The sequence below is a fragment of the Actinocorallia longicatena genome, from assembly GCF_039534125.1.
Taxonomy (GTDB): Bacteria; Actinomycetota; Actinomycetes; order Streptosporangiales; family Streptosporangiaceae; genus Actinocorallia; species Actinocorallia longicatena.
Window position 1 is genome coordinate 61,545 of record NZ_BAAAUV010000003.1, and the last position, 18,232, is coordinate 79,776.

Here is an 18,232-nt window from a genome sequence, read left to right on the forward strand (position 1 = left end):
GCTCAGCCCGCGGAGCCGCCCCGGAGGTGGTGGACGCCCGTGGGAAGGGCGCCGTCGGCGGCGGCTTCGGTGAGGTAGGTCTCGAGGGTGGTGTGGAAGGCCTTGGCCGCGTGGGTGAGGGAGACGTCCTTGCGGTGGGCGATCGCGATGGTGCGCTGGAGGCCGGGGGGCGGGGGGAGGTCGCGGCGGACCGGGAAGGGCAGGGGGTCGGAGGCCGTCAGGGCGATGCCGCGCAGGCCCGGACGGCCCGCCAGGACCATGGACGGCACGACCGCGAGGCCGAGACCCGCCTCGACGAAGCGCAGGACGGCGTCCATCTCGCCGCCCTCCACCGCGAAGCGGGGTTCGAAGCCGGCGGTGCGGCAGGCGGTGATCGTGGCCTCGCGCAGGTCGTAGCCGGAGCGGAACATGACCAGGTCGCGGCCCTGGAGGTCCTCGATGGTCATGGGGCTGCGCCGGGGACGGTGGTCGGCGGGCATCGCCACGACCAGGTTCTCGCGCAGGATCGGGGTCGTGACCAGGGGCGTGTCGTCGGCCAGGGGCAGGATCACCAGGGCCAGGTCGAGATGGCCGCGGGTCAGGTCGCGGACCAGGTCGCGGGAGCCGCCCTCCTCGACGATCAGCCGGATGCCGGGGTAGGCGTCGTGGAAGCGGCGCAGCGCGTCGGCCAGCAGCCCCGCGCAGAGCGAGGGGGTCGCGCCCAGCCGGACCCGGCCCCTGACCAGGCCCGCCAGCTCCTGGACCTCGACCCTCGCGGTGTCCACGTCGGCGAGGATGCGCTTGGCCAGGGGAAGGAGGGCCTCCCCCGCGGGAGTGAGGGTGATGTTGCCGCGGGCGCGGGAGAAGAGGGCGGCGCCCAGCTCGGATTCGAGCGTGCGGATCTGCTTCGAGAGCGAGGGCTGGGCGATGCCCAGGGACTCGGCGGCCTGGGTGAAGTGGCGGATCTCGGCGACCGCCACGAAATAGGCCAGCTGCTGCAGTTGCACGCCGTCATTGTTTCGCATCCGGTATCTGGGATCGGGGACGGGCCTGCCGGGCGGGTGAGAACCTCGTCGCATGGAGACCGAGAGGCGGGCCGTGCTCGCGGCCGGAGTGGTCGGTGCCGTCGGCGCGGCGAGCGGGTGCGCCGTCTACGGCAAGAAGACGGCGGCCACGGCCGAGACCGTCCTGGGCAAGGTCGCCGACGTGCCGGTGGGCGGGTCGAAGATCTTCACCAAGGAGAAGGTGATCGTCTCCCAGCCGACGGCGGGGACCTTCACGGCGTTGTCGGCGATCTGCACCCATCAGGGCTGCCCGGTCGACAAGATCGAGGGCACCAAGGTGACGTGCCCGTGCCACGGCAGCGCGTTCAACCTCGCCGACGGCTCGGTCGCCCGGTCCCCCGCGACGGCGCCCCTGGCCCCCGCGAAGGTGAAGGTCTCGGGCGAGGATCTGATCCTTCTGCCGGACTGAACGTCCTTTCGCCGGGCCGGACGGCCTGTTCCCGGAGCTGGGGCCGTGGTCGCCTACCCTTGAGGACCATGACCCTTAGCTTTCCCCGGCAGAGCGCCCGCACCCGACGCTTCACCCTCGGTGCCCCCCGCGGCGTGACGATCTCCCCGGACGGCGCCTACGCGCTGTTCCTGCGCAGCCGGGGCGGCACGGACCCGGTCACCTGCCTGTGGAAGCTCGACCTCTCCTCGGGCGAGGAGTCGCTGCTCGCCGACCCGCTCGCCCTGGGCGTCGACGAGGCGAACCTGCCCGCCGAGGAGCGGGCCCGCCGCGAACGCGCCCGCGAGGCCGCCGGCGGCGTCGTCACCTACGCCACCGACTCCGCCGTCTCCCGCGCGGTGTTCGCCCTGGCCGGGCAGCTGTTCACCGTCAAGATCGACGACGGCTCGGTGCAGCGGCTCGACTCCGCGACCCCGGCCTTCGACCCGCGCCTCGACCCGCGCGGACGCCGCGTCGCCTATGTCGCCGACCGGGCGTTGCACGTGATCGACCTGGCCTCGGGCGAGGACCGGATCGCCGCCCGTCCCGAGACCGAGCAGATCTCCTACGGGCTGGCCGAGTTCATCGCCGCCGAGGAGATGGACCGGATGCGCGGCTACTGGTGGTCCCCCGACGGCCAGTCGCTGCTGGTCGCCCGCGTCGACGAGACGCCCGTCCAGCGCTGGCACATCGCCGACCCGGCCAACCCCGACCGTCCGGCCCAGGAGATCGCCTACCCGGCCGCCGGGACGCCCAACGCGATCGTCTCGCTGATCATCATCTCGGCGGAGCAGGGCGACAAGCGCGCGGCCGTCGCCTGGGACCGCGGCATGTACCCCTACCTGGCCACGGCCTCCTGGGACGACCGCGGCCCCGTGATCGTCATCCAGACCCGCGACCAGCGCACCCAGCGCGTCCTGCGCGTCGACGCCCTCAACGGCGAGACCACCGTGGAGAAGGCCGACCACGACCCGATCTGGCTCGAGATCGTCCCCGGGCTGCCCGCCAGGACCTCCTCCGGCGCCCTCGTCTGGACCACCGACGCCGACGACACCCGGCGCCTGACCGTCGGCGACGTCCCCGTGACCCCGCCCGGCCTCCAGGTCCGCTCGGTGCTGGGCGTCAAGGGCGACTCCGTGCTGTTCACGGCCTCGGAGGAGCCCACCGAGACGCACGTCTGGTCCTTCTCCCCCGACGGCCTCGTCCGGCTCACCGAGGGGCGCGGCGTCTACACCGGCACCCGCGACGGCGGTGTCACGGTCCTGGCCGGGAGCGATCTGGAGTCGGCCCGCTCGCGCACCTGGGTGCACGGCACGTCGATCGAGATCGAGAACCTCGCCGAGACCCCGGTGATCACCCCGGTGGTGACCTTCTTCGGCGCGGGCGAGCGCGAGATCCGCACGGCCGTGGTCCTGCCGACCGGCTTCGACCCGGCCTCCGGCGAGAAGCTGCCCGTCCTCATGGACCCCTACGGCGGCCCGCACGCCCAGCGCGTCGTGGCGGCGCTGCGCGCCTACTGCGAGCCGCAGTGGCTCGCCGACCAGGGCTTCGCCGTCGTCATCGCCGACGGCCGCGGCACCCCCGCCCGGGGCCCGAAGTTCGAGCGCGCCATCTCCGGCGACTTCTGCGACGTGGTCCTGGAGGACCAGGTGGCCGCGCTGGAGGCCGCCGCCGAGCGTCATCCCCTCGACCTGACCAGGGTCGCGATCCGCGGCTGGTCGTTCGGCGGGTTCCTGTCGGCGCTGGCCGTCCTGCGCCGCCCCGACGTCTTCCACGCCGGGATCGCGGGCGCGCCCGTCACCGACTGGCGCCTGTACGACACCCACTACACCGAGCGCTACCTGGGCGACCCCGAGGAGGACCCGGACGTCTACGAGGCCAACTCCCTCATCGCGGACGCCCCGAAGCTCACCCGCCCGCTGATGATCATCCATGGTCTCGCCGACGACAACGTCGTGGCCGCCCACACCCTGCGCCTGTCCTCGGCCCTGCTGGCCGCCGGACGCCCGCACACGGTCCTGCCGCTGTCGGGCGTCACCCACATGACCCCGCAGGAGATCGTCGCCGAGAACCTCCTCCACCTCCAGGTCTCCTTCCTCAAGGAGTCGCTGGCCCGTTGAGGCCCAGGCCGTCCAGGAGGGCGGCCAGGCCGTGGGCGAACTCCCGCTCGTCCGGGGTGCTCCTGACCGCGCGGGCCGTCTCGGCGAGCAGGGGCGAGTCGCGGAGCGCGGCGAGGGCGTCGGTGCCGGGGCCGGACAGCGACGCCTGGTCCTCCAGGTGCAGGCCGCCGATCAGGTAGGCGATGATCGCGCGGAAGGCCAGGCCGCGCTCGGCGCCCGTCAGGCCCGCCTCGGTGAGGGCGCCGAGGACGGCCTCGCCCCAGCGCTGGGTGGCGGCGGACCGCTGACGGTGCCTGACCGTCAGCGGGATGGTCGCCGGATGGGCCGCGACGGCCGCCCGCTGCCGCTCGACCAGCGCGAGCACCCGGGCCCGCGGGCTCCCCTCGGCCGCCAGCGGCACCGAGCCGAGGACCAGATCGACGGCGAGCGCCTCCAGCTCGTCCCGGTCGGCGACATAGCGGTACAGGGACATCGTCCCCATCCCGAGCTCGGTCGCGACGGCTCGCATCGAGAACGACGGGAGGCCGTCCCGGTCGAGGACGGCCAGCGCCGCGGCGGCGATCTGGCCCTGGGTGAGGGAACGTGGTCTCGGCATGACCCTTGACAGGGTACGGCATACGCTTATGGTTGTTAGCGTATGCCGTACGCCTACAGGAGGCCGTCATGTCCCGTCTCGTCCCCGGCACGCCCGTCACGACCCGCACGCTCACCGACGTCACCGGCCGGGAGGTCGCGCTGACCGGCGACGGCCTGGTCCACCTCCAGTTCCGCCGGTTCGCCGGCTGCCCGGTCTGCAACCTGCACCTGCGCTCGATCGTGGTCAGGCACGAGGAGATCCGGGCGGCCGGCATCCGCGAGGTCGTCGTGTTCCACTCCCCCGGCTCCGAGCTCCGCGAGTACGCCGACGGCCTGCCGTTCCCGCTGGTCGGCGACCCCGCCAGGCGGCTCTACCGGGAGTTCGGCGTCGAGCGCGGCCGCCGTGCCCTGCTGAACCCCCGCGCCTGGCCGGTCATCGCCCGCGCCATCGGCCGCAGCGTCGTGGCGGTCGCGCGCCGCCGCGAGAACCTTCCCGCGTCCCGCCAGGAGAACGGCCGTCTCGGCCTGCCCGCCGACTTCCTCATCGCCCCGGACGGCCGGATCCTCGCCGCCCACTACGGCGAGCACGCCGCCGACCAGTGGCCGGTCGACGCGCTCCTCGCGACCTCACGGCCGTTCGCCGACACCGCCGGTCGTGCCTGACCCGAGCCAACATCTCGTAGGAGATGACGACCGCGGGCTTTGTCACATCGTCTTCGACGGCGGGTAGATCGCCGAGACCTCGACGGGGCTGCCGCAGCTCGTCAGCTCGAACTCCGCGGCGGGGGCGGCGGCCCAGGTCGTGCGGGGCGGGGCGGTGAACAGCAGGCCGTCGGCCTTCCTGCAGGCGGCGTCGCCGACGGGGGCGGTGCCGTAGACGACGAAGAACACGGCCGTGCCGGTGCCGGGAGCCAGGGTGGTGGCGGGAGGCGTCCCACCGAAGTTGGCGTCGTCGGCGGCGATCCGCGCGGTCTTGACGCCCTCCACGCGCGCGGGCGGGTTCCCCTTGTACGGCCGGACGTCGGGGTGGCCGTAGAGGGTGCACGCGGCCGTGCCCTTGTTGGTGACCACGAACCGCGTGTAGATCGTCCCGGCGGCGCCCTGCGAGTCGCCCGCCTCGACCCTCAGGTCCTTGTTCGCGCACTCGTTCCCCGTCGGCTTCGCCGAGCCGGACGCGTTCGGCGCGACGGAAGGCGACGAGGGCGCCGCCGAGGAGGAGGGCGGAGCGGAGGCCGAGGCCGTCGCGGACGGCGACGCCGAACCCGGGGCCGCCTTCGGCTCGTCGTTCGAGGAGCACGCGGCGGCGCAGGCCGCCAGGATCAGGAGCGTGACGGTCCGCTTCACAAGTTCCCCTAGGTCGTCAGTCCGTTATGTCGTCAGTCCGTTGCTGTTGAAGAACCATACGGACGACAGCAGCCACACCGCGACCAGAAGGACGAACACCACACCGCCCAGGACGGGCAGCGCCCAGCCCGGCAGCCGGTCGCTGCGCAGGCAGAGCATCTTCACCGTGAACGCCCCGAAGAACAGGCAGCCGAGCAGCGAATGCATCAGCACCCGGCCGTCGGTCGCCTGGAAGCCCAGCGCGTACAGGCAGTGGACGGCGACCGGCACCGCGACGAGGAACGCCGCCCGTCCCGACCACCGGTGCACGGGCCCGGCCCAGGAGGGGGTCCGCCCGAGCCTGCCGTACAGCGACAGCGCCGAGACGACCTGGACGACGCCGAGGGCCGTCGCGACCGTCGTCATCCACGCCTTGGCGGCGACCGCGGTCGAGAACCCGGCCAGGAGCACGCCGATCCCGGTGCCGTCGTGCGCCTTCCCGTACACCCCGAGGGCGAGCGCCACCAGGCCGCCGGCGAGGGCGGGCACGAGCAGCGCTGCGGCCGTCCGGGGCGCCGCGGGCGCGGTCTCGGGCATCGTCGATTCCGAACTGCTCATCGGGGCTCCGTCCTCGGCTCGGCCGGGCGGCGGCCCGCCGGCTCTTCGGTGATCGGCCCCGGCATCAGGGGGCCGCGTTCGGGTCGGCGGGCTCGGCGGTCACCGGGGTGCCGCCGACGGTCGCGGTGAGGTTCGCGAGGTCGAGCGGAGGGGCGGGCTTCGAGCCGTCCGGGCCGGTCGACAGCCCGGTCTGGCGCCCGTCCGCCTGGACGATCCACCCGGTGACGGCCCCGCGCGTCGTCTCGGTCGCCCGGTAGAGGCCGCTCGGCGGCTTCGCCACGACGATCTTGTAGGGGTAGGTGCCGCCACCGGCCGTGACCTTGCCGGAGATGGACTTCCCGTCCGCGGCGACCACCCCGGTGAGGACGGCCCCGTTCTTCCCCTTCAGGTCGAGCCCCGTGCCCGAGGCGGAGCCCCGGAACCACGACTCGAGGGACGTCCCGTCGCAGAGGTAGGCGATGGCCCGGTTCCCCACGACCGTGACGGCCAGCGGCACGGGCCCGCCCTTGACGGTCGCGTTCCCCGCGAAGCTGACCGGCTTCTCGCTGATCACCGCGGGCGGGGTCGGCCTGGCCGGATCGGGGCCGGGTGAGGCGGTGCCGGGAGAGCCGGACGCGGGACCCGGTGCGGGGGTTCCGGGAGGCGCCGCTACGGTGGCTTCAGGTGCCCCGTAGGGGGCGGGTTCGGCGTTTCCCGAGCTCTGCGCCATGTCGATGCCGAGCACAGCCCCGCCGAGGACGAGCCCGGCGAGCAGGGTGATCAGGGGCGTGGGCCGCTTCATGGGCCGAGTCTGAATCGCCCAGGTCACGACCGCCAGTGGTTCCCGGTGACGATGTGAAGTCGATCACGGGACAGGTATGGACCAGGAAGCCGCAGGCCCTGCTGGAGACCGTGCATAGCCTGAGGCTATCGAAATCAGACGGACCATGACTTGGACCGCTTCAGTGCCCGCTTTGTACCGTTCGCGCGTGGCTATTGCGACGATCCCCGCTCTCTACCGGTCCACGGTGGGCAAGAAGGCGATCATGGCCGTCTCCGGCGGCCTGATGTTCCTCTTCATCATCGGACACATGATCGGCAACCTGAAGATCTTCTTCGGGCAGGAAGAATTCAACGCGTACGCGGCGTGGCTGCGCACCATCGGCAGCCCCGCCCTGCACCACGAGTGGTTCCTGTGGATCCAGCGAGCAGGCCTGTTGCTCATCGTGGTCCTGCACTTCGGCTCGGCGGCCGAGCTGACCGTCCGGGCGAAGAAGGCGCGGCCGGTGAAGTACCAGCACCGGCAGCCGGTGAAGGGCTCCTACGCGGCCCGCACCATGCGCTGGGGCGGCGTGATCATCCTGCTGTTCATCGTCTGGCACATCCTCGACCTGACCGTCGGCACGGTGAACCCCGGCTACGTGCACGGCGACCCGTACCGCAACGTCGTGGCCGACTTCCAGCCCGACCGCTGGTACATCACCCTCTTCTACGCGGCGGCCGTCATCGCCCTCGGCTTCCATCTGCGCCACGGCCTGGTCAGCGCGGTGCAGTCCCTCGGACGCAAGAACCCCAAGCACGAGAAGCCGCTGAACCTGACCGCGACCGCCTTCGCCGTGCTGATCACCATTGGCTTCCTGGCCGTTCCGTTCTCCGTGACCGTGGGGTTGATCGACTGATGAACGATTTCTACCGTTCCGGCGAACCGATCGCCGACACCAAGGCTCCGTCCGGCCCGATCGAGGACCGCTGGACCCAGCGCAAGTTCGACGTGAAGCTGGTCAACCCGGCCAACAAGCGCAAGAAGCACGTCATCATCGTCGGCACGGGCCTCGGCGGCGGCGCCGCCGGCGCGACCCTCGGCGAGCTCGGCTACCAGGTCACCCAGTTCTGCTTCCAGGACTCCCCGCGGCGCGCGCACTCCATCGCCGCCCAGGGCGGGATCAACGCCGCGAAGAACTACCGCAACGACGGCGACTCGGTGCACCGGCTGTTCTACGACACCGTCAAGGGCGGCGACTTCCGCGCCCGCGAGTCCAACGTGCACCGCCTCGCCGAGATCTCCACCCAGATCATCGACCAGTGCGTCGCGCAGGGCGTCCCGTTCGCCCGCGAGTACGGCGGCCTGCTCGACAACCGCTCCTTCGGCGGCGCCCAGGTCTCCCGGACGTTCTACGCCCGCGGCCAGACGGGCCAGCAGCTCCTGCTCGGCGCCTACCAGGCCCTCATGCGCCAGGTGGACCTCGGCAACGTCGAGCTGCACGCCCGGCACGAGATGCTCGACCTGATCATGCACGAGGGCAAGGCGCGCGGCGTGGTCGTCCGTGACCTGATCTCCGGCGAGATCAAGTCCTACACCGCCGACACCGTCATCCTCGCGACCGGCGGCTACGGCAACGTCTACTTCCTGTCGACCAACGCGATGGGCTCGAACGTCACGGCGGCGTGGCGCGCGCACAAGCACGGGGCGCTGTTCGCCAACCCCTGCTACACGCAGATCCACCCGACCTGCATCCCGGTCTCCGGCGACCACCAGTCGAAGCTGACCCTGATGTCGGAGTCGCTGCGCAACGACGGCCGCGTCTGGGTGCCGAAGAAGCTGAAGGACGAGCGCAGGGCCGCCGACATCCCCGAGGACGAGCGCGACTACTACCTCGAGCGCATCTACCCGGCCTTCGGCAACCTGGTCCCGCGCGACATCGCCTCGCGCGCCGCCAAGAACGTCTGCGACGAGGGCCGCGGTGTCGGTCCCGGCGGGCTGGGCGTCTACCTGGACTTCAAGGACGCCATCACCCGCCTGGGCCGTGACGCCGTCGCCGCCAAGTACGACAACCTCTTCCAGATGTACGAGCGCATCACCGGCGAGAACCCCTACGAGCAGCCGATGCGCATCTACCCGGCCGTCCACTACACGATGGGCGGGCTCTGGGTGGACTACGACCTCGAGTCGTCGATCCCGGGCATGTTCGTGCTCGGCGAGGCCAACTTCTCCGACCACGGCGCCAACCGGCTCGGCGCGTCCGCGCTGATGCAGGGCCTGGCGGACGGCTACTTCGTCATCCCGCAGACCGTCGGCGACTACCTGGCCAAGAACCCGGTGACGCCGGTGCCGTCCGAGACGGTCGACGCGGCCGTCGCGGGCGTCCGGGCGCAGGTGGAGCGGTTCCTGTCGATCGACGGCGACCGCACGGTCGACTCCTTCCACCGCGAGCTCGGCACCATCATGTGGGAGTACTGCGGCATGGAGCGGACGGACGAGGGCCTGCGCAAGGCCATCTCGCTCATCCGCGAGCTGAAGGACGAGTTCTGGACCCGGGTCAAGGTCCCCGGCTCCGGCGCCGACCTCAACCAGTCCCTGGAGAAGGCCGGCCGCGTCGCCGACTTCCTGGAGCTGGGCGAGCTCATGTGCATCGACGCCCTGCACCGCACCGAGTCCTGCGGCGGCCACTTCCGCGCCGAGTCCCAGGACGAGGACGGCGAGGCCAAGCGCGACGACGCCAACTTCTCCTACGCCGCGGCGTGGGAGTGGAACGGCGGCCAGGCTCCGATCCTGCACAAGGAAGAGCTGACCTTCGAATACGTCAAGCCGAGCACCCGCTCGTACAAGTAAGAGGCCTGAGTTAAGTGAAGCTGAAGCTGCGCATCTGGCGTCAGAAGAACGCCGCTGACAAGGGCCGCATGGTCACCTACGACGTCGACGGCATCTCCGAGGACGCCTCGTTCCTGGAGATGCTCGACGTCCTGAACGAGAAGCTCGCGCTCGAGAACGAAGAGCCGATCGCGTTCGACCACGACTGCCGCGAGGGCATCTGCGGCATGTGCTCCCTGGTCATCAACGGCCAGCCGCACGGCCCCGAGAAGAACACCACGACCTGCCAGCTCCACATGCGCAAGTTCTCCGACGGCGAGACGATCGACGTCGAGCCGTGGCGCGCGAAGGCCTTCCCGGTCGTCAAGGACCTGGTCGTGGACCGTTCGGCCTTCGACAAGATCATCACCGCGGGCGGTTACATCAGCACCCCGGCGGGCGCCGCTCCCGACGCCCACGCCACCCCGGTGCCGAAGGCCGACGCCGACAAGGCGTTCGTCGCGGCCGAGTGCATCGGCTGCGGCGCGTGCGTCGCGGCCTGCCCGAACGGCTCGGGCTCGCTGTTCCTGTCCGCGAAGATCTCCCACCTGGGCCTGCTGCCGCAGGGCCAGCCGGAGCGCGACAGCCGCGTCCTCAACATGGTGCAGGCCCACGAGGACCTCGACTTCGGCGGCTGCACCAACACCGGCGAGTGCACGGTGGCGTGCCCGAAGGGCATCCCGCTGGAGTTCATCGGCCGGATGAACAAGGACTGGCTGCACGCCGCGGGCCAGAAGTAGGCGTTTTTTGTCATGGGCGCTCTGGTTTTCCAGAGCGCCCTTTGCATGCGCAACGTCCACTTCTGTCCGGCCTGTCCAATAGGTGGAAATGCTTCACGTTCCTCACTAGGCTTGACTCCGCTCGCTCGCGAGGGGTCCGAGCCCTCCCTCGCCCCTCACCCCCACCGCCCGAGGAGTCCCCTTGCGCAAGCCCGCGCTGATCGCCGCCACCCTGGCCCTGGCCATCACCCCCGCCCTGACCGCGGTGGCCCCGGCCCACGCCGCCCCGCGCGTCCCGCTCGCGGCCGCCGAGGAGCTCAGCCTGGTCGAGCAGATCCTCGCCGCCTTCCCCGAGCCGATGGCCGCCGCCGCCCGCCTGGTGCTGGCCGGCCAGTTCGACCAGATCTTCGTCCTGTTCGGTGAGGCCCTCAAGCTGACCCCCACCCAGATCACGACGATCATCGCCACCCTCCAGGCCCTCCTGGGCCAGTTCGGCGGCGAGGTCCCCCCGACCACGGAGACGCCCACCACCGACGTCCCCACCACCACGGCCGTCCAGAACAAGAAGGTCGCCTGGACCGTCGACTCCCTCCTCAAGAACTCCTCCGGCAAGAAGTCCGGCCCGGTCCTCGGCAACGTCCTCCTCAACGCCGTCCTCGCCGCCAAGTAGCCGCCTTCGAAGGCCCCGTCGCAGGTGCGACGGGGCTTTCCGCGTTCTCGGCCCCGGCGGTCCGCCCGGTATCCCGGGCGAGGAGGACAGGGTGGGTCTTGACGGCGGGCGGGGTCGCGCCTTAAGCACGGGCTATGGCGGGTGACGTGGAGCCGGATCGGTCGGAGGCGCGGGCTTCGGACGAGGACCGGGATCGGGTGGTCGGGAAGCTGAGGGATGCCGTCGGTGACGGCAGGCTCGAGCTGGCGGAGCTGGAGGAACGGCTGGAGCTGGCGCTGTCGGCTCGGACCATGGGGCAGCTCGCGTCCCTGGTCGCCGATCTGCGGGAGGCCCCCGGCGGGGCCCCGGTCCGCGCGAAGGATCTCGTGCGCATCCAGGTCAAGGGCAGCAACGCGGTCCGGGAGGGGGCGTGGATCGTGCCGCGGGCCCTGGAGATCTCGGCGGACATGGGCAGCGTCACGCTCGATCTGACCTCGGCGGTGCTCAGCCATCCCACCCTGCGCATCGCCGCCGACGTCCGGCTCGGCAATCTGACGATCATCACCAGGCCCGGGATCGAGGTCGACGCGGACGCGGTGAGCATCGCCTTCGGATCGGTCGACCTCCACGACGAGTCCACAGATGGCACGAGCGGGACCGTCCTCCGCGTGGAGGTGACCGGCAAGCTGGCGCACGGCAAACTCCGCGCCCGCCCGCCCCGTCCACCCCGCCGTGGCCTCCTCGCCCGGCTTCTCCGCCGCCCCCGTTCCTAGACCGGGCCGGGCCTTCAACGCGAGAAGGCGGTGCCGGCTCGCCCATGACTTCCGGGCGAGCCGGCACCGCCCTCGGCGGTCCTGCTGAGGATCAGGCGCTGGGGGTGTCCTGGCCCTTCTTGACGATGCCGAGCTTGGATCCCAGCCAGACGACCGGGTCGTACTTCTTGCCGGCGACGCGCTCCTTCATCGGGATGAGCGCGTTGTCAGTGATCTTGATGTGCTCGGGGCAGACCTCGGTGCAGCACTTGGTGATGTTGCAGTAGCCGAGGCCGTGGTCGGTCTGGGCGATCTCGCGCCGGTCCTTGACGTCCGCCGGGTGCATCTCCAGCTCGGCGATCCGCATGAGGAAGCGGGGGCCGGCGAAGTGCTCCTTGTTCTCCTCGTGGTCGCGGATCACGTGGCAGACGTTGTTGCACAGGAAGCACTCGATGCACTTGCGGAACTCCTGCGAGCGCTCCACGTCGACCTGCTGCATCCGGAACTCGCCGGGCTTGACGTCGCCGCCGTCGAAGCTCGGGATCTGCCGGGCCTTCTCGTAGTTGTACGAGACGTCCGTGACGAGGTCGCGGATCACCGGGAACGTGCGCACCGGCGTGACCGTGATGGTCTCGTCCTCGGTGAAGGTCGACATCCGGCACATGCACATCAGCTTCGGCATGCCGTTGACCTCGGCCGAGCAGGAGCCGCACTTGCCGGCCTTGCAGTTCCACCGGACCGCGAGGTCGGGGGTCTGCGTGGCCTGGAGCCGGTGGATGACGTCGAGGACGACCTCACCCTCGTTGACCTCGACCTCGAAGTCCTGCAGCGCCCCTTCGCCGCTGTCTCCGCGCCACACGCGGAACTTCGCCAGGTAGCTCATGACGGGACTTCCTCCTCGGTGAGGTACTTCTTCAGTTCGGAGTTCTCGAAGAGGGCGAGCAGGTCCTCGCGCATGGACTCGATCGGCTGGCGCTTCAGCGTGACCTGCTGGTCGTCCGTCAGCTTGCAGACCAGGTTGATCTTCCGCCACTCGGCGGACATGCCCGGGTGGTCGTCGCGGGTGTGCCCGCCGCGCGACTCCTCGCGCTCCAGCGCCGCCCGCGCCACGCACTCCGACACCAGCAGCATGTTGCGCAGGTCGAGGGCGAGGTGCCAGCCCGGGTGGTAGCCGCGTCCGCCGGGGCCCGCGTCGACGACGCCGACGCCCGCGACCCGCTCGCGGAGCTTGACCAGGGACTCCAGGGCCGCGGCCAGCTCCTTCTCGGTGCGGATGATGCCCACGAGCTCGTTCATGGTGGTCTGGAGCTCGGAGTGCACCGTGTAGGGGTTCTCCCCCTCGGGACGGCTGAACGGCGCGAGGGCCTCGGCAGTCGCGGCCTCGATCTCGGCCTCCGGCACCTCGGGACGCGCGTCGAGCGCCTCCAGGTAGTCGACCGCGCCCGTGCCCGCGCGCTTGCCGAAGACCAGCAGGTCGGTGAGGGAGTTGCCGCCCAGGCGGTTCGAGCCGTGCATGCCGCCGGAGCACTCGCCCGCGGCGAACAGGCCCGGCACCAGGGCCGCGCCGGTGTCGGCGTCGACCTCGACGCCGCCCATCACGTAGTGGCAGGTCGGCCCGACCTGCATCGGCTCGGCCGTGATGTCGACGTCGGCCAGCTCCTTGAACTGGTGGTGCATCGACGGCAGCCGCTTGATGATCTCCTCGGCGGGCAGCCGCGAGGAGACGTCCAGGAAGACGCCGCCCTGGGGCGATCCCCGTCCGGCCTTGACCTCGGAGTTGATCGCGCGGGCGACCTCGTCACGGGGCAGGAGCTCCGGCGGGCGCCGGTTGTTGTCGGCGTCGGCGTACCAGCGGTCCGCCTCCTCCTCGGTGGTGGCGTACTGCTCCTTGAACACGTCCGGGATGTAGTCGAACATGAACCGCTTGCCCTCGGAGTTCGTCAGGACCCCGCCGTCACCGCGGACGGACTCGGTGACGAGGATGCCCTTCACCGACGGCGGCCAGACCATGCCCGTCGGGTGGAACTGGATGAACTCCATGTTGAGCAGCGACGCCCCGGCCAGCAGCGCGAGCGCGTGACCGTCCCCGGTGTACTCCCAGGAGTTGGACGTGACCTTGAACGCCTTGCCGATGCCGCCGGTCGCCAGGATGACGGTCGGCGCCTCGAACACCACGAACTTGCCCGTCTCGCGGACGTAGGCGAACGCCCCGCAGATCCGGTCGCCGTTCTTGAGGAGACGGGTGACGGTCGTCTCCGCCCAGACGCGGATGCGGGCCTCGTAGTCGCCGAACTCGGCGTGGTCCTCCTGCTGGAGGGAGACGATCTTCTGCTGCGTCGTGCGGATGAGCTCCAGGCCCGTCCGGTCGCCGACGTGCGCGAGCCGCGGGTAGGAGTGCCCGCCGAAGTTGCGCTGGGAGATCTTGCCGTCCTTGGTGCGGTCGAACAGCGCACCCCAGGCCTCGAGCTCCCAGACCCGCTCCGGGGCCTCCTTGGCGTGCAGCTCGGCCATCCGCACGTTGTTCAGGAACTTGCCGCCGCGCATCGTGTCGCGGAAGTGGACCTGCCAGTTGTCCTTGTCGTTGACGTTGCCCATCGCCGCGGCCGCGCCGCCCTCGGCCATGACGGTGTGCGCCTTGCCGAACAGCGACTTGGAGATCACCGCGACGCGCTTGCCGCGCAGCCGGGCCTCGATCGCCGCGCGCAGACCCGCGCCGCCCGCGCCGATGACGACGACGTCGTACTGGTGTCGTTCTACTTCAGTCATGGGGGCTTTCCCTAGTTGAAGATGCGGAGGTCGCTGATCGTGTCGCTCGCGACGAGCATCACGTAGAAGTCGGCGACGACCAGCGATCCGAGAGTGATGAGGGCATAGGTCCCGTGCCGGGTGTTCAGCTTCGAGACGAGCGTCCAGGCCTTGTACCGGACGGGGTGCTTGGAGAAGTGCTTCATCCGCCCGCCGACCGCGTGCCGGCAGGAGTGGCAGGACAGCGTGTACAGCCACAGCAGGATGACGTTCGCCCACAGGATGATCGTGCCGAGGCCGATGCCGAAGCCGCCGTCCTCACCGTGGAAGGCGCGGACCGCGTCCCAGGTGTTGAGCAGCGAGATGAGGCCGGCCGCGATCCAGAAGTAGCGGTGCAGGTTCTGGCCGATCAGCGGGAAGCGCGTCTCGCCGGTGTACTTGCCGTGCGGCTCGCGCACGGCGCAGGCCTGCGGGGACGCCCAGAACGACCGGTAGTAGGCCTTGCGGTAGTAGTAGCACGTGAGCCGGAAGCCGAGCAGGAACGGCAGCGAGATCAGCGCGTAGGGGATGAAGAACGGGGCGCTCGCCGGCACGAAGGTGCCGAACTCGCCCGCGGGCCCGCAGGCGTCGTTGACGCACGGCGAGTAGAACGGCGTCAGGTAGTGGTACTGCTCCACATAGAAAGCGCTGCCCCACATCGCCCGGACGGTCGCATAGGCGACCCAAGCCGTGAAGATGACGAACGTGACGTAGGGATACTGACGCCAGTTGTCGGTTCTGAAAGTGCGTTCCTTGATCTGCGCACGCGTTTTCGCGGGCGCGTCAACCGTCGCCATCGCCGGCCTCCTTTAGGGACTCCAAACCGCGGAAGGCGACCCTACGCCTGTCTTTCTGCCGTGTGACACACATAACAGAGAGACACTGCCCTGTGATGCTCATCACACGCCCATTTGGGCGAGTCGATAGCCGCAGGCTATGGACAGAACGCGTCACTGGAATCGGATTCGGACGGGCCGTTAATGCCCGTCAATGCTCCGTAACCCGGCGAAGAGCATGTATTAGACGATCTCGGCCGCGTGTGTTCGCCTCGTCCGCCGGCCGGGGATCCGGAGTATGCCACTAGGTCGTGACATCGCCCCCTGACCTGGGTCTCAGTCCCGTCTCGACCCGCCGGAGCCGGGTTGGCGGAGGGGCTCGCTGGTTACGTTGAGGGGCGTCCGGACGGTGCGGAAGCGACTCAGGAGGCTCTCGTGGCGGTCACCGATCTGCAGCTGGCCCTGCTCCGGAACGAGCTCCGCGCCCTGGAGGAGTCGCATCGGGACCTGCTGCTGGCGCCGTCACGGCTGATGGACGCCGACGTCTGGGTCGGGCCGTCCGCCCGCCGGTTCGAGCGGGAGGTCGAGGGCCACCACCGCGCCCTCCGCTCCGCGCTGAGCAGGGCCGTGGCCGAACTCCAGGCCGTCGGCCCGCTGCTCCCGAGCGCGGCCCCGTGAGCGCGGACGGCTGGCTGGACCCGGGCACCTGCGGGATCAGGCTGGAGGCGTTCCACCGGCTGACCGGCCTGGTCGGACGCTCCGCCTCCGACCTCGACACCCTGGCGTCCCGCCTCTACACGATCCTCTCGACGGCCGGCGCCGACGTGTCCCCCGCCCTGGAGATCCGCCGCACGGCCCGGTGGGCGGCGGCCGCCTCCGCCGACCTCAGGCGCCGCGACCGCCTGGCCCACGCCCTGGACTCCCGGCACCCGGCCCTGGCCCGCTGCGTCCCCGCCGGGAACTACCTCCGGATGCCCGACCGCCTCACCGACCAGCTCGCCACCGTCAACGGCCACGAGGCCGCCGCCCTCCTGACCCGCGCCACCACCGGCGACCGCGCCGCCCTGGCCGCCCTGCTCGACCACGAACAGGACGCCACCGACCCCTACTTCGCCGCGGCCCTCCTCGGCAGCCTGGGCCCGTCCGCCCTGCTCAACGCCCCCTTCGCCCTGGCCCACCTGCTCCACCGGGCCGAGCCCGCCATCGCTCCTCCCGACGCCCGCAGAACCCTCGCCCTCCTGTCCACGGCCCTGGCCACCGCCACCACCCCCGGCTCCCCCGCCTCCCTGGGCGACGCCTACCTGACGTCCCTGGCCGCGACGGCGTCCACCGGCTTCCCGGCGGGCGTCGCCCACCCCCACCACGTCGGCCACCAGGCCCTCGCCACCCTCCTCACCCACACCACCCGGACGTTCTCCGACCCCTTCTTCCGCACCGTCGGCCAGAGCATGATCGCCTACACCCGCCACGCTCCCGCCTGGAAACCCCTCCCCGACGTCACCGCCCTCTACGGCCTCACCCACCTCCTGACCCCACCGAACACCCCACCCCCCGCCGACATCCTCCAGCCCCTCCTGACCGCCGCCTCCGCCACCACCACCGGCGCCCAGATCCTCCTCGAACACCCCCTCACCGAACCCACGAGCAACCTCCACTACCTCCTCCACACCCGCCGCCCCCTCTGGGCCGCCACCGACAAGGGCCAGGCCCTCGCCCGAACCCTCACCACCGCCCTCTCCACCCCCACCCCCCTCTCCCGATCCCTCTTCACCGAGTTCCTCGACATCCAAGGCACCCAGACCCTCCCCCACATCACCTACAAGGAAGGCCACCACCTCAAAATCGACGAATCCCACCTGAACGACCTCTCCGCCCTCCGCGCGACCACCGCCGACCTCCTCATCACCCACCTGGACGACGTCATCAACGAGATCGACGCGGCCCCGGCCTCCTCCGACGAGGGCTACGAGCGCATGCGCCTCTACCTGGCCCTCCTCGCGGACGCCAGCCTCGACGACCACGTCTTCGACCACCTGGTCAAAGCCCACGTGGAAGCCCTCCACCACTCCGTCGAGGACTACACCCGCACCGGCCGCCACGGCCACGTCATCAGTTACACGGACGCGCTGAGCCGCCTCTTCGCCCTCCGGACCGAGATGTCCGCCGCGCTCGGCGACAACGTCCGGGCCTCGAACGAAGACCTCAAGAGGTGGATCGACTTGGGGGTGGGCTGGGTCAGCCCCTCCGGCTATCTGGAGAAGATCGGCGTTCGCCCGGAGGCCGCGAGCGTGATCGATGGGGAGATGCAGGAGAAGGTCAGCGCCTTCCTCTTCGGCCAGGTGTCCGACCACAGCCAGGACAAGAACACCGAGCGGGAGCGCACCCGGCAGGCGGCTCTTCTCAATCGCATGGTCGAGCGCCTGATGGTCGCCGCCCATGCCGGTCAGCTCACGTACGAACCCAGCATGGAGGGCTACAGCTTCACCGACGGTCACGCGATCGCCGAACTGCCATGGAGCGATGAGCAGCTTCGAGAGTTCGACCGATGGTCCAGGAACGACAACAACACCTTCGTCGACCTGAAACAGGACCTCGGCGCCTCCATCAACAGCGGGCACAGCAAGGCCATCGACCCCTTCTCCTTCGGTGAGGGCAAGTGAGCAGATCGATCCTGGCTCTCGCGATGGCGACGGCTCTCGCCTTGACCGCCTGCGCCCCGCGGCCGGGCGAGCCGAGTCCTCCCTCGGGAGAGGCTTCACTTTCGCTCGTCGGCCCTCCCCCTTACTGGTGCGACCTCCTCCCACGACCGGCCGTGGCCAGATTCACCGGCGTCCCCGA

At 70.7% G+C, this 18,232-nt stretch carries 18 protein-coding genes; 10 read left to right on the top strand and 8 right to left on the bottom strand.

The features are described from left to right. Window positions 1-2 precede the first annotated feature (2 nt). Entirely contained in the window at window positions 3-986 is a 984-nt protein-coding gene (locus ABD785_RS05980) for a LysR family transcriptional regulator (RefSeq protein ID WP_344823031.1), read from the bottom strand. A 70-nt stretch (window positions 987-1,056) separates the two neighbouring features. Between ABD785_RS05980 and ABD785_RS05985 the strand changes: the two genes are divergently transcribed. Together ABD785_RS05985 and ABD785_RS05990 are read left to right on the top strand one after the other, a co-directional pair. Continuing rightward, window positions 1,057-1,452, top strand: a complete 396-nt coding sequence (locus ABD785_RS05985; protein WP_344823033.1) for a Rieske (2Fe-2S) protein — start codon at window positions 1,057-1,059, stop codon at window positions 1,450-1,452. A 68-nt stretch (window positions 1,453-1,520) separates the two neighbouring features. Next, complete coding sequence (locus ABD785_RS05990; protein WP_344823035.1) at window positions 1,521-3,590, top strand: S9 family peptidase; 2,070 nt, start codon at window positions 1,521-1,523, stop codon at window positions 3,588-3,590. On the opposite strand, the gene ABD785_RS05995 is transcribed toward ABD785_RS05990, so the two are convergent. Continuing rightward, on the bottom strand, window positions 3,568-4,185 hold the full coding sequence (locus ABD785_RS05995) for a TetR/AcrR family transcriptional regulator (RefSeq protein WP_344823037.1): 618 nt from the start codon (window positions 4,183-4,185) through the stop codon (window positions 3,568-3,570). The genes ABD785_RS05990 and ABD785_RS05995 overlap by 23 nt on opposite strands. A gap of 68 nt (window positions 4,186-4,253) precedes the next feature. On the opposite strand from ABD785_RS05995, the gene ABD785_RS06000 reads away from it, so the two are divergent. Continuing rightward, entirely contained in the window at window positions 4,254-4,829 is a 576-nt protein-coding gene (locus tag ABD785_RS06000; protein WP_344823039.1) for a peroxiredoxin-like family protein, read from the top strand. 42 nt (window positions 4,830-4,871) lie between these two features. Here ABD785_RS06000 and ABD785_RS06005 read toward each other — a convergent pair whose 3' ends face one another. From ABD785_RS06005 to ABD785_RS06015, 3 genes are all read right to left on the bottom strand, one after another. Beyond that, window positions 4,872-5,510 (bottom strand): DUF4232 domain-containing protein, encoded by a 639-nt coding sequence (locus ABD785_RS06005; protein ID WP_344823041.1) that lies wholly within the window; start codon window positions 5,508-5,510, stop codon window positions 4,872-4,874. Between the two features lie 24 nt (window positions 5,511-5,534). Beyond that, on the bottom strand, window positions 5,535-6,107 hold the full coding sequence (locus ABD785_RS06010) for a DUF6529 family protein (protein ID WP_344823043.1): 573 nt from the start codon (window positions 6,105-6,107) through the stop codon (window positions 5,535-5,537). A 64-nt stretch (window positions 6,108-6,171) separates the two neighbouring features. Further along, window positions 6,172-6,888 carry a hypothetical protein gene (locus ABD785_RS06015; RefSeq protein WP_344823045.1) on the bottom strand — a complete coding sequence of 239 codons (717 nt, stop codon included), beginning with the start codon at window positions 6,886-6,888 and terminating at the stop codon, window positions 6,172-6,174. A gap of 187 nt (window positions 6,889-7,075) precedes the next feature. Between ABD785_RS06015 and ABD785_RS06020 the strand changes: the two genes are divergently transcribed. From ABD785_RS06020 to ABD785_RS06040, 5 genes are all read left to right on the top strand, one after another. Continuing rightward, complete coding sequence (locus ABD785_RS06020) at window positions 7,076-7,765, top strand: succinate dehydrogenase cytochrome b subunit (RefSeq protein WP_344823046.1); 690 nt, start codon at window positions 7,076-7,078, stop codon at window positions 7,763-7,765. Next, entirely contained in the window at window positions 7,765-9,696 is a 1,932-nt protein-coding gene (locus ABD785_RS06025; RefSeq protein WP_344823048.1) for a fumarate reductase/succinate dehydrogenase flavoprotein subunit, read from the top strand. The genes ABD785_RS06020 and ABD785_RS06025 overlap by 1 nt, the downstream gene beginning before the upstream one ends. A 14-nt stretch (window positions 9,697-9,710) precedes the next feature. Beyond that, window positions 9,711-10,454 carry a succinate dehydrogenase/fumarate reductase iron-sulfur subunit gene (locus tag ABD785_RS06030; protein WP_344823050.1) on the top strand — a complete coding sequence of 248 codons (744 nt, stop codon included), beginning with the start codon at window positions 9,711-9,713 and terminating at the stop codon, window positions 10,452-10,454. Between the two features lie 181 nt (window positions 10,455-10,635). Then, the gene (locus ABD785_RS06035) at window positions 10,636-11,103 is read left to right on the top strand and encodes a hypothetical protein (protein ID WP_344823052.1); all 468 of its coding nucleotides are present in this window, start codon (window positions 10,636-10,638) and stop codon (window positions 11,101-11,103) included. A gap of 134 nt (window positions 11,104-11,237) precedes the next feature. Further along, complete coding sequence (locus ABD785_RS06040; RefSeq protein ID WP_344823054.1) at window positions 11,238-11,855, top strand: DUF1707 SHOCT-like domain-containing protein; 618 nt, start codon at window positions 11,238-11,240, stop codon at window positions 11,853-11,855. A 91-nt stretch (window positions 11,856-11,946) separates the two neighbouring features. Here the strand turns inward: ABD785_RS06040 and ABD785_RS06045 are convergent, their stop codons facing one another. From ABD785_RS06045 to ABD785_RS06055, 3 genes are read right to left on the bottom strand one after another with little or no spacing between them, the layout of a single operon-like run. Then, window positions 11,947-12,717 carry a succinate dehydrogenase/fumarate reductase iron-sulfur subunit gene (locus ABD785_RS06045; protein ID WP_344823056.1) on the bottom strand — a complete coding sequence of 257 codons (771 nt, stop codon included), beginning with the start codon at window positions 12,715-12,717 and terminating at the stop codon, window positions 11,947-11,949. Continuing rightward, complete coding sequence (locus ABD785_RS06050) at window positions 12,714-14,600, bottom strand: fumarate reductase/succinate dehydrogenase flavoprotein subunit (protein WP_344823058.1); 1,887 nt, start codon at window positions 14,598-14,600, stop codon at window positions 12,714-12,716. Before ABD785_RS06050 ends, ABD785_RS06045 begins: the two co-directional genes overlap by 4 nt. An 11-nt stretch (window positions 14,601-14,611) precedes the next feature. Next, window positions 14,612-15,415 carry a hypothetical protein gene (locus ABD785_RS06055; protein ID WP_344823060.1) on the bottom strand — a complete coding sequence of 268 codons (804 nt, stop codon included), beginning with the start codon at window positions 15,413-15,415 and terminating at the stop codon, window positions 14,612-14,614. Between the two features lie 414 nt (window positions 15,416-15,829). Here ABD785_RS06055 and ABD785_RS06060 point away from each other — a divergent pair, with 414 nt between their 5' ends. Both ABD785_RS06060 and ABD785_RS06065 read left to right on the top strand, forming a co-directional pair. Then, on the top strand, window positions 15,830-16,072 hold the full coding sequence (locus ABD785_RS06060) for a hypothetical protein (RefSeq protein WP_344823062.1): 243 nt from the start codon (window positions 15,830-15,832) through the stop codon (window positions 16,070-16,072). Beyond that, entirely contained in the window at window positions 16,069-18,054 is a 1,986-nt protein-coding gene (locus tag ABD785_RS06065) for a hypothetical protein (protein WP_344823064.1), read from the top strand. Before ABD785_RS06060 ends, ABD785_RS06065 begins: the two co-directional genes overlap by 4 nt. Window positions 18,055-18,232 lie beyond the last annotated feature (178 nt).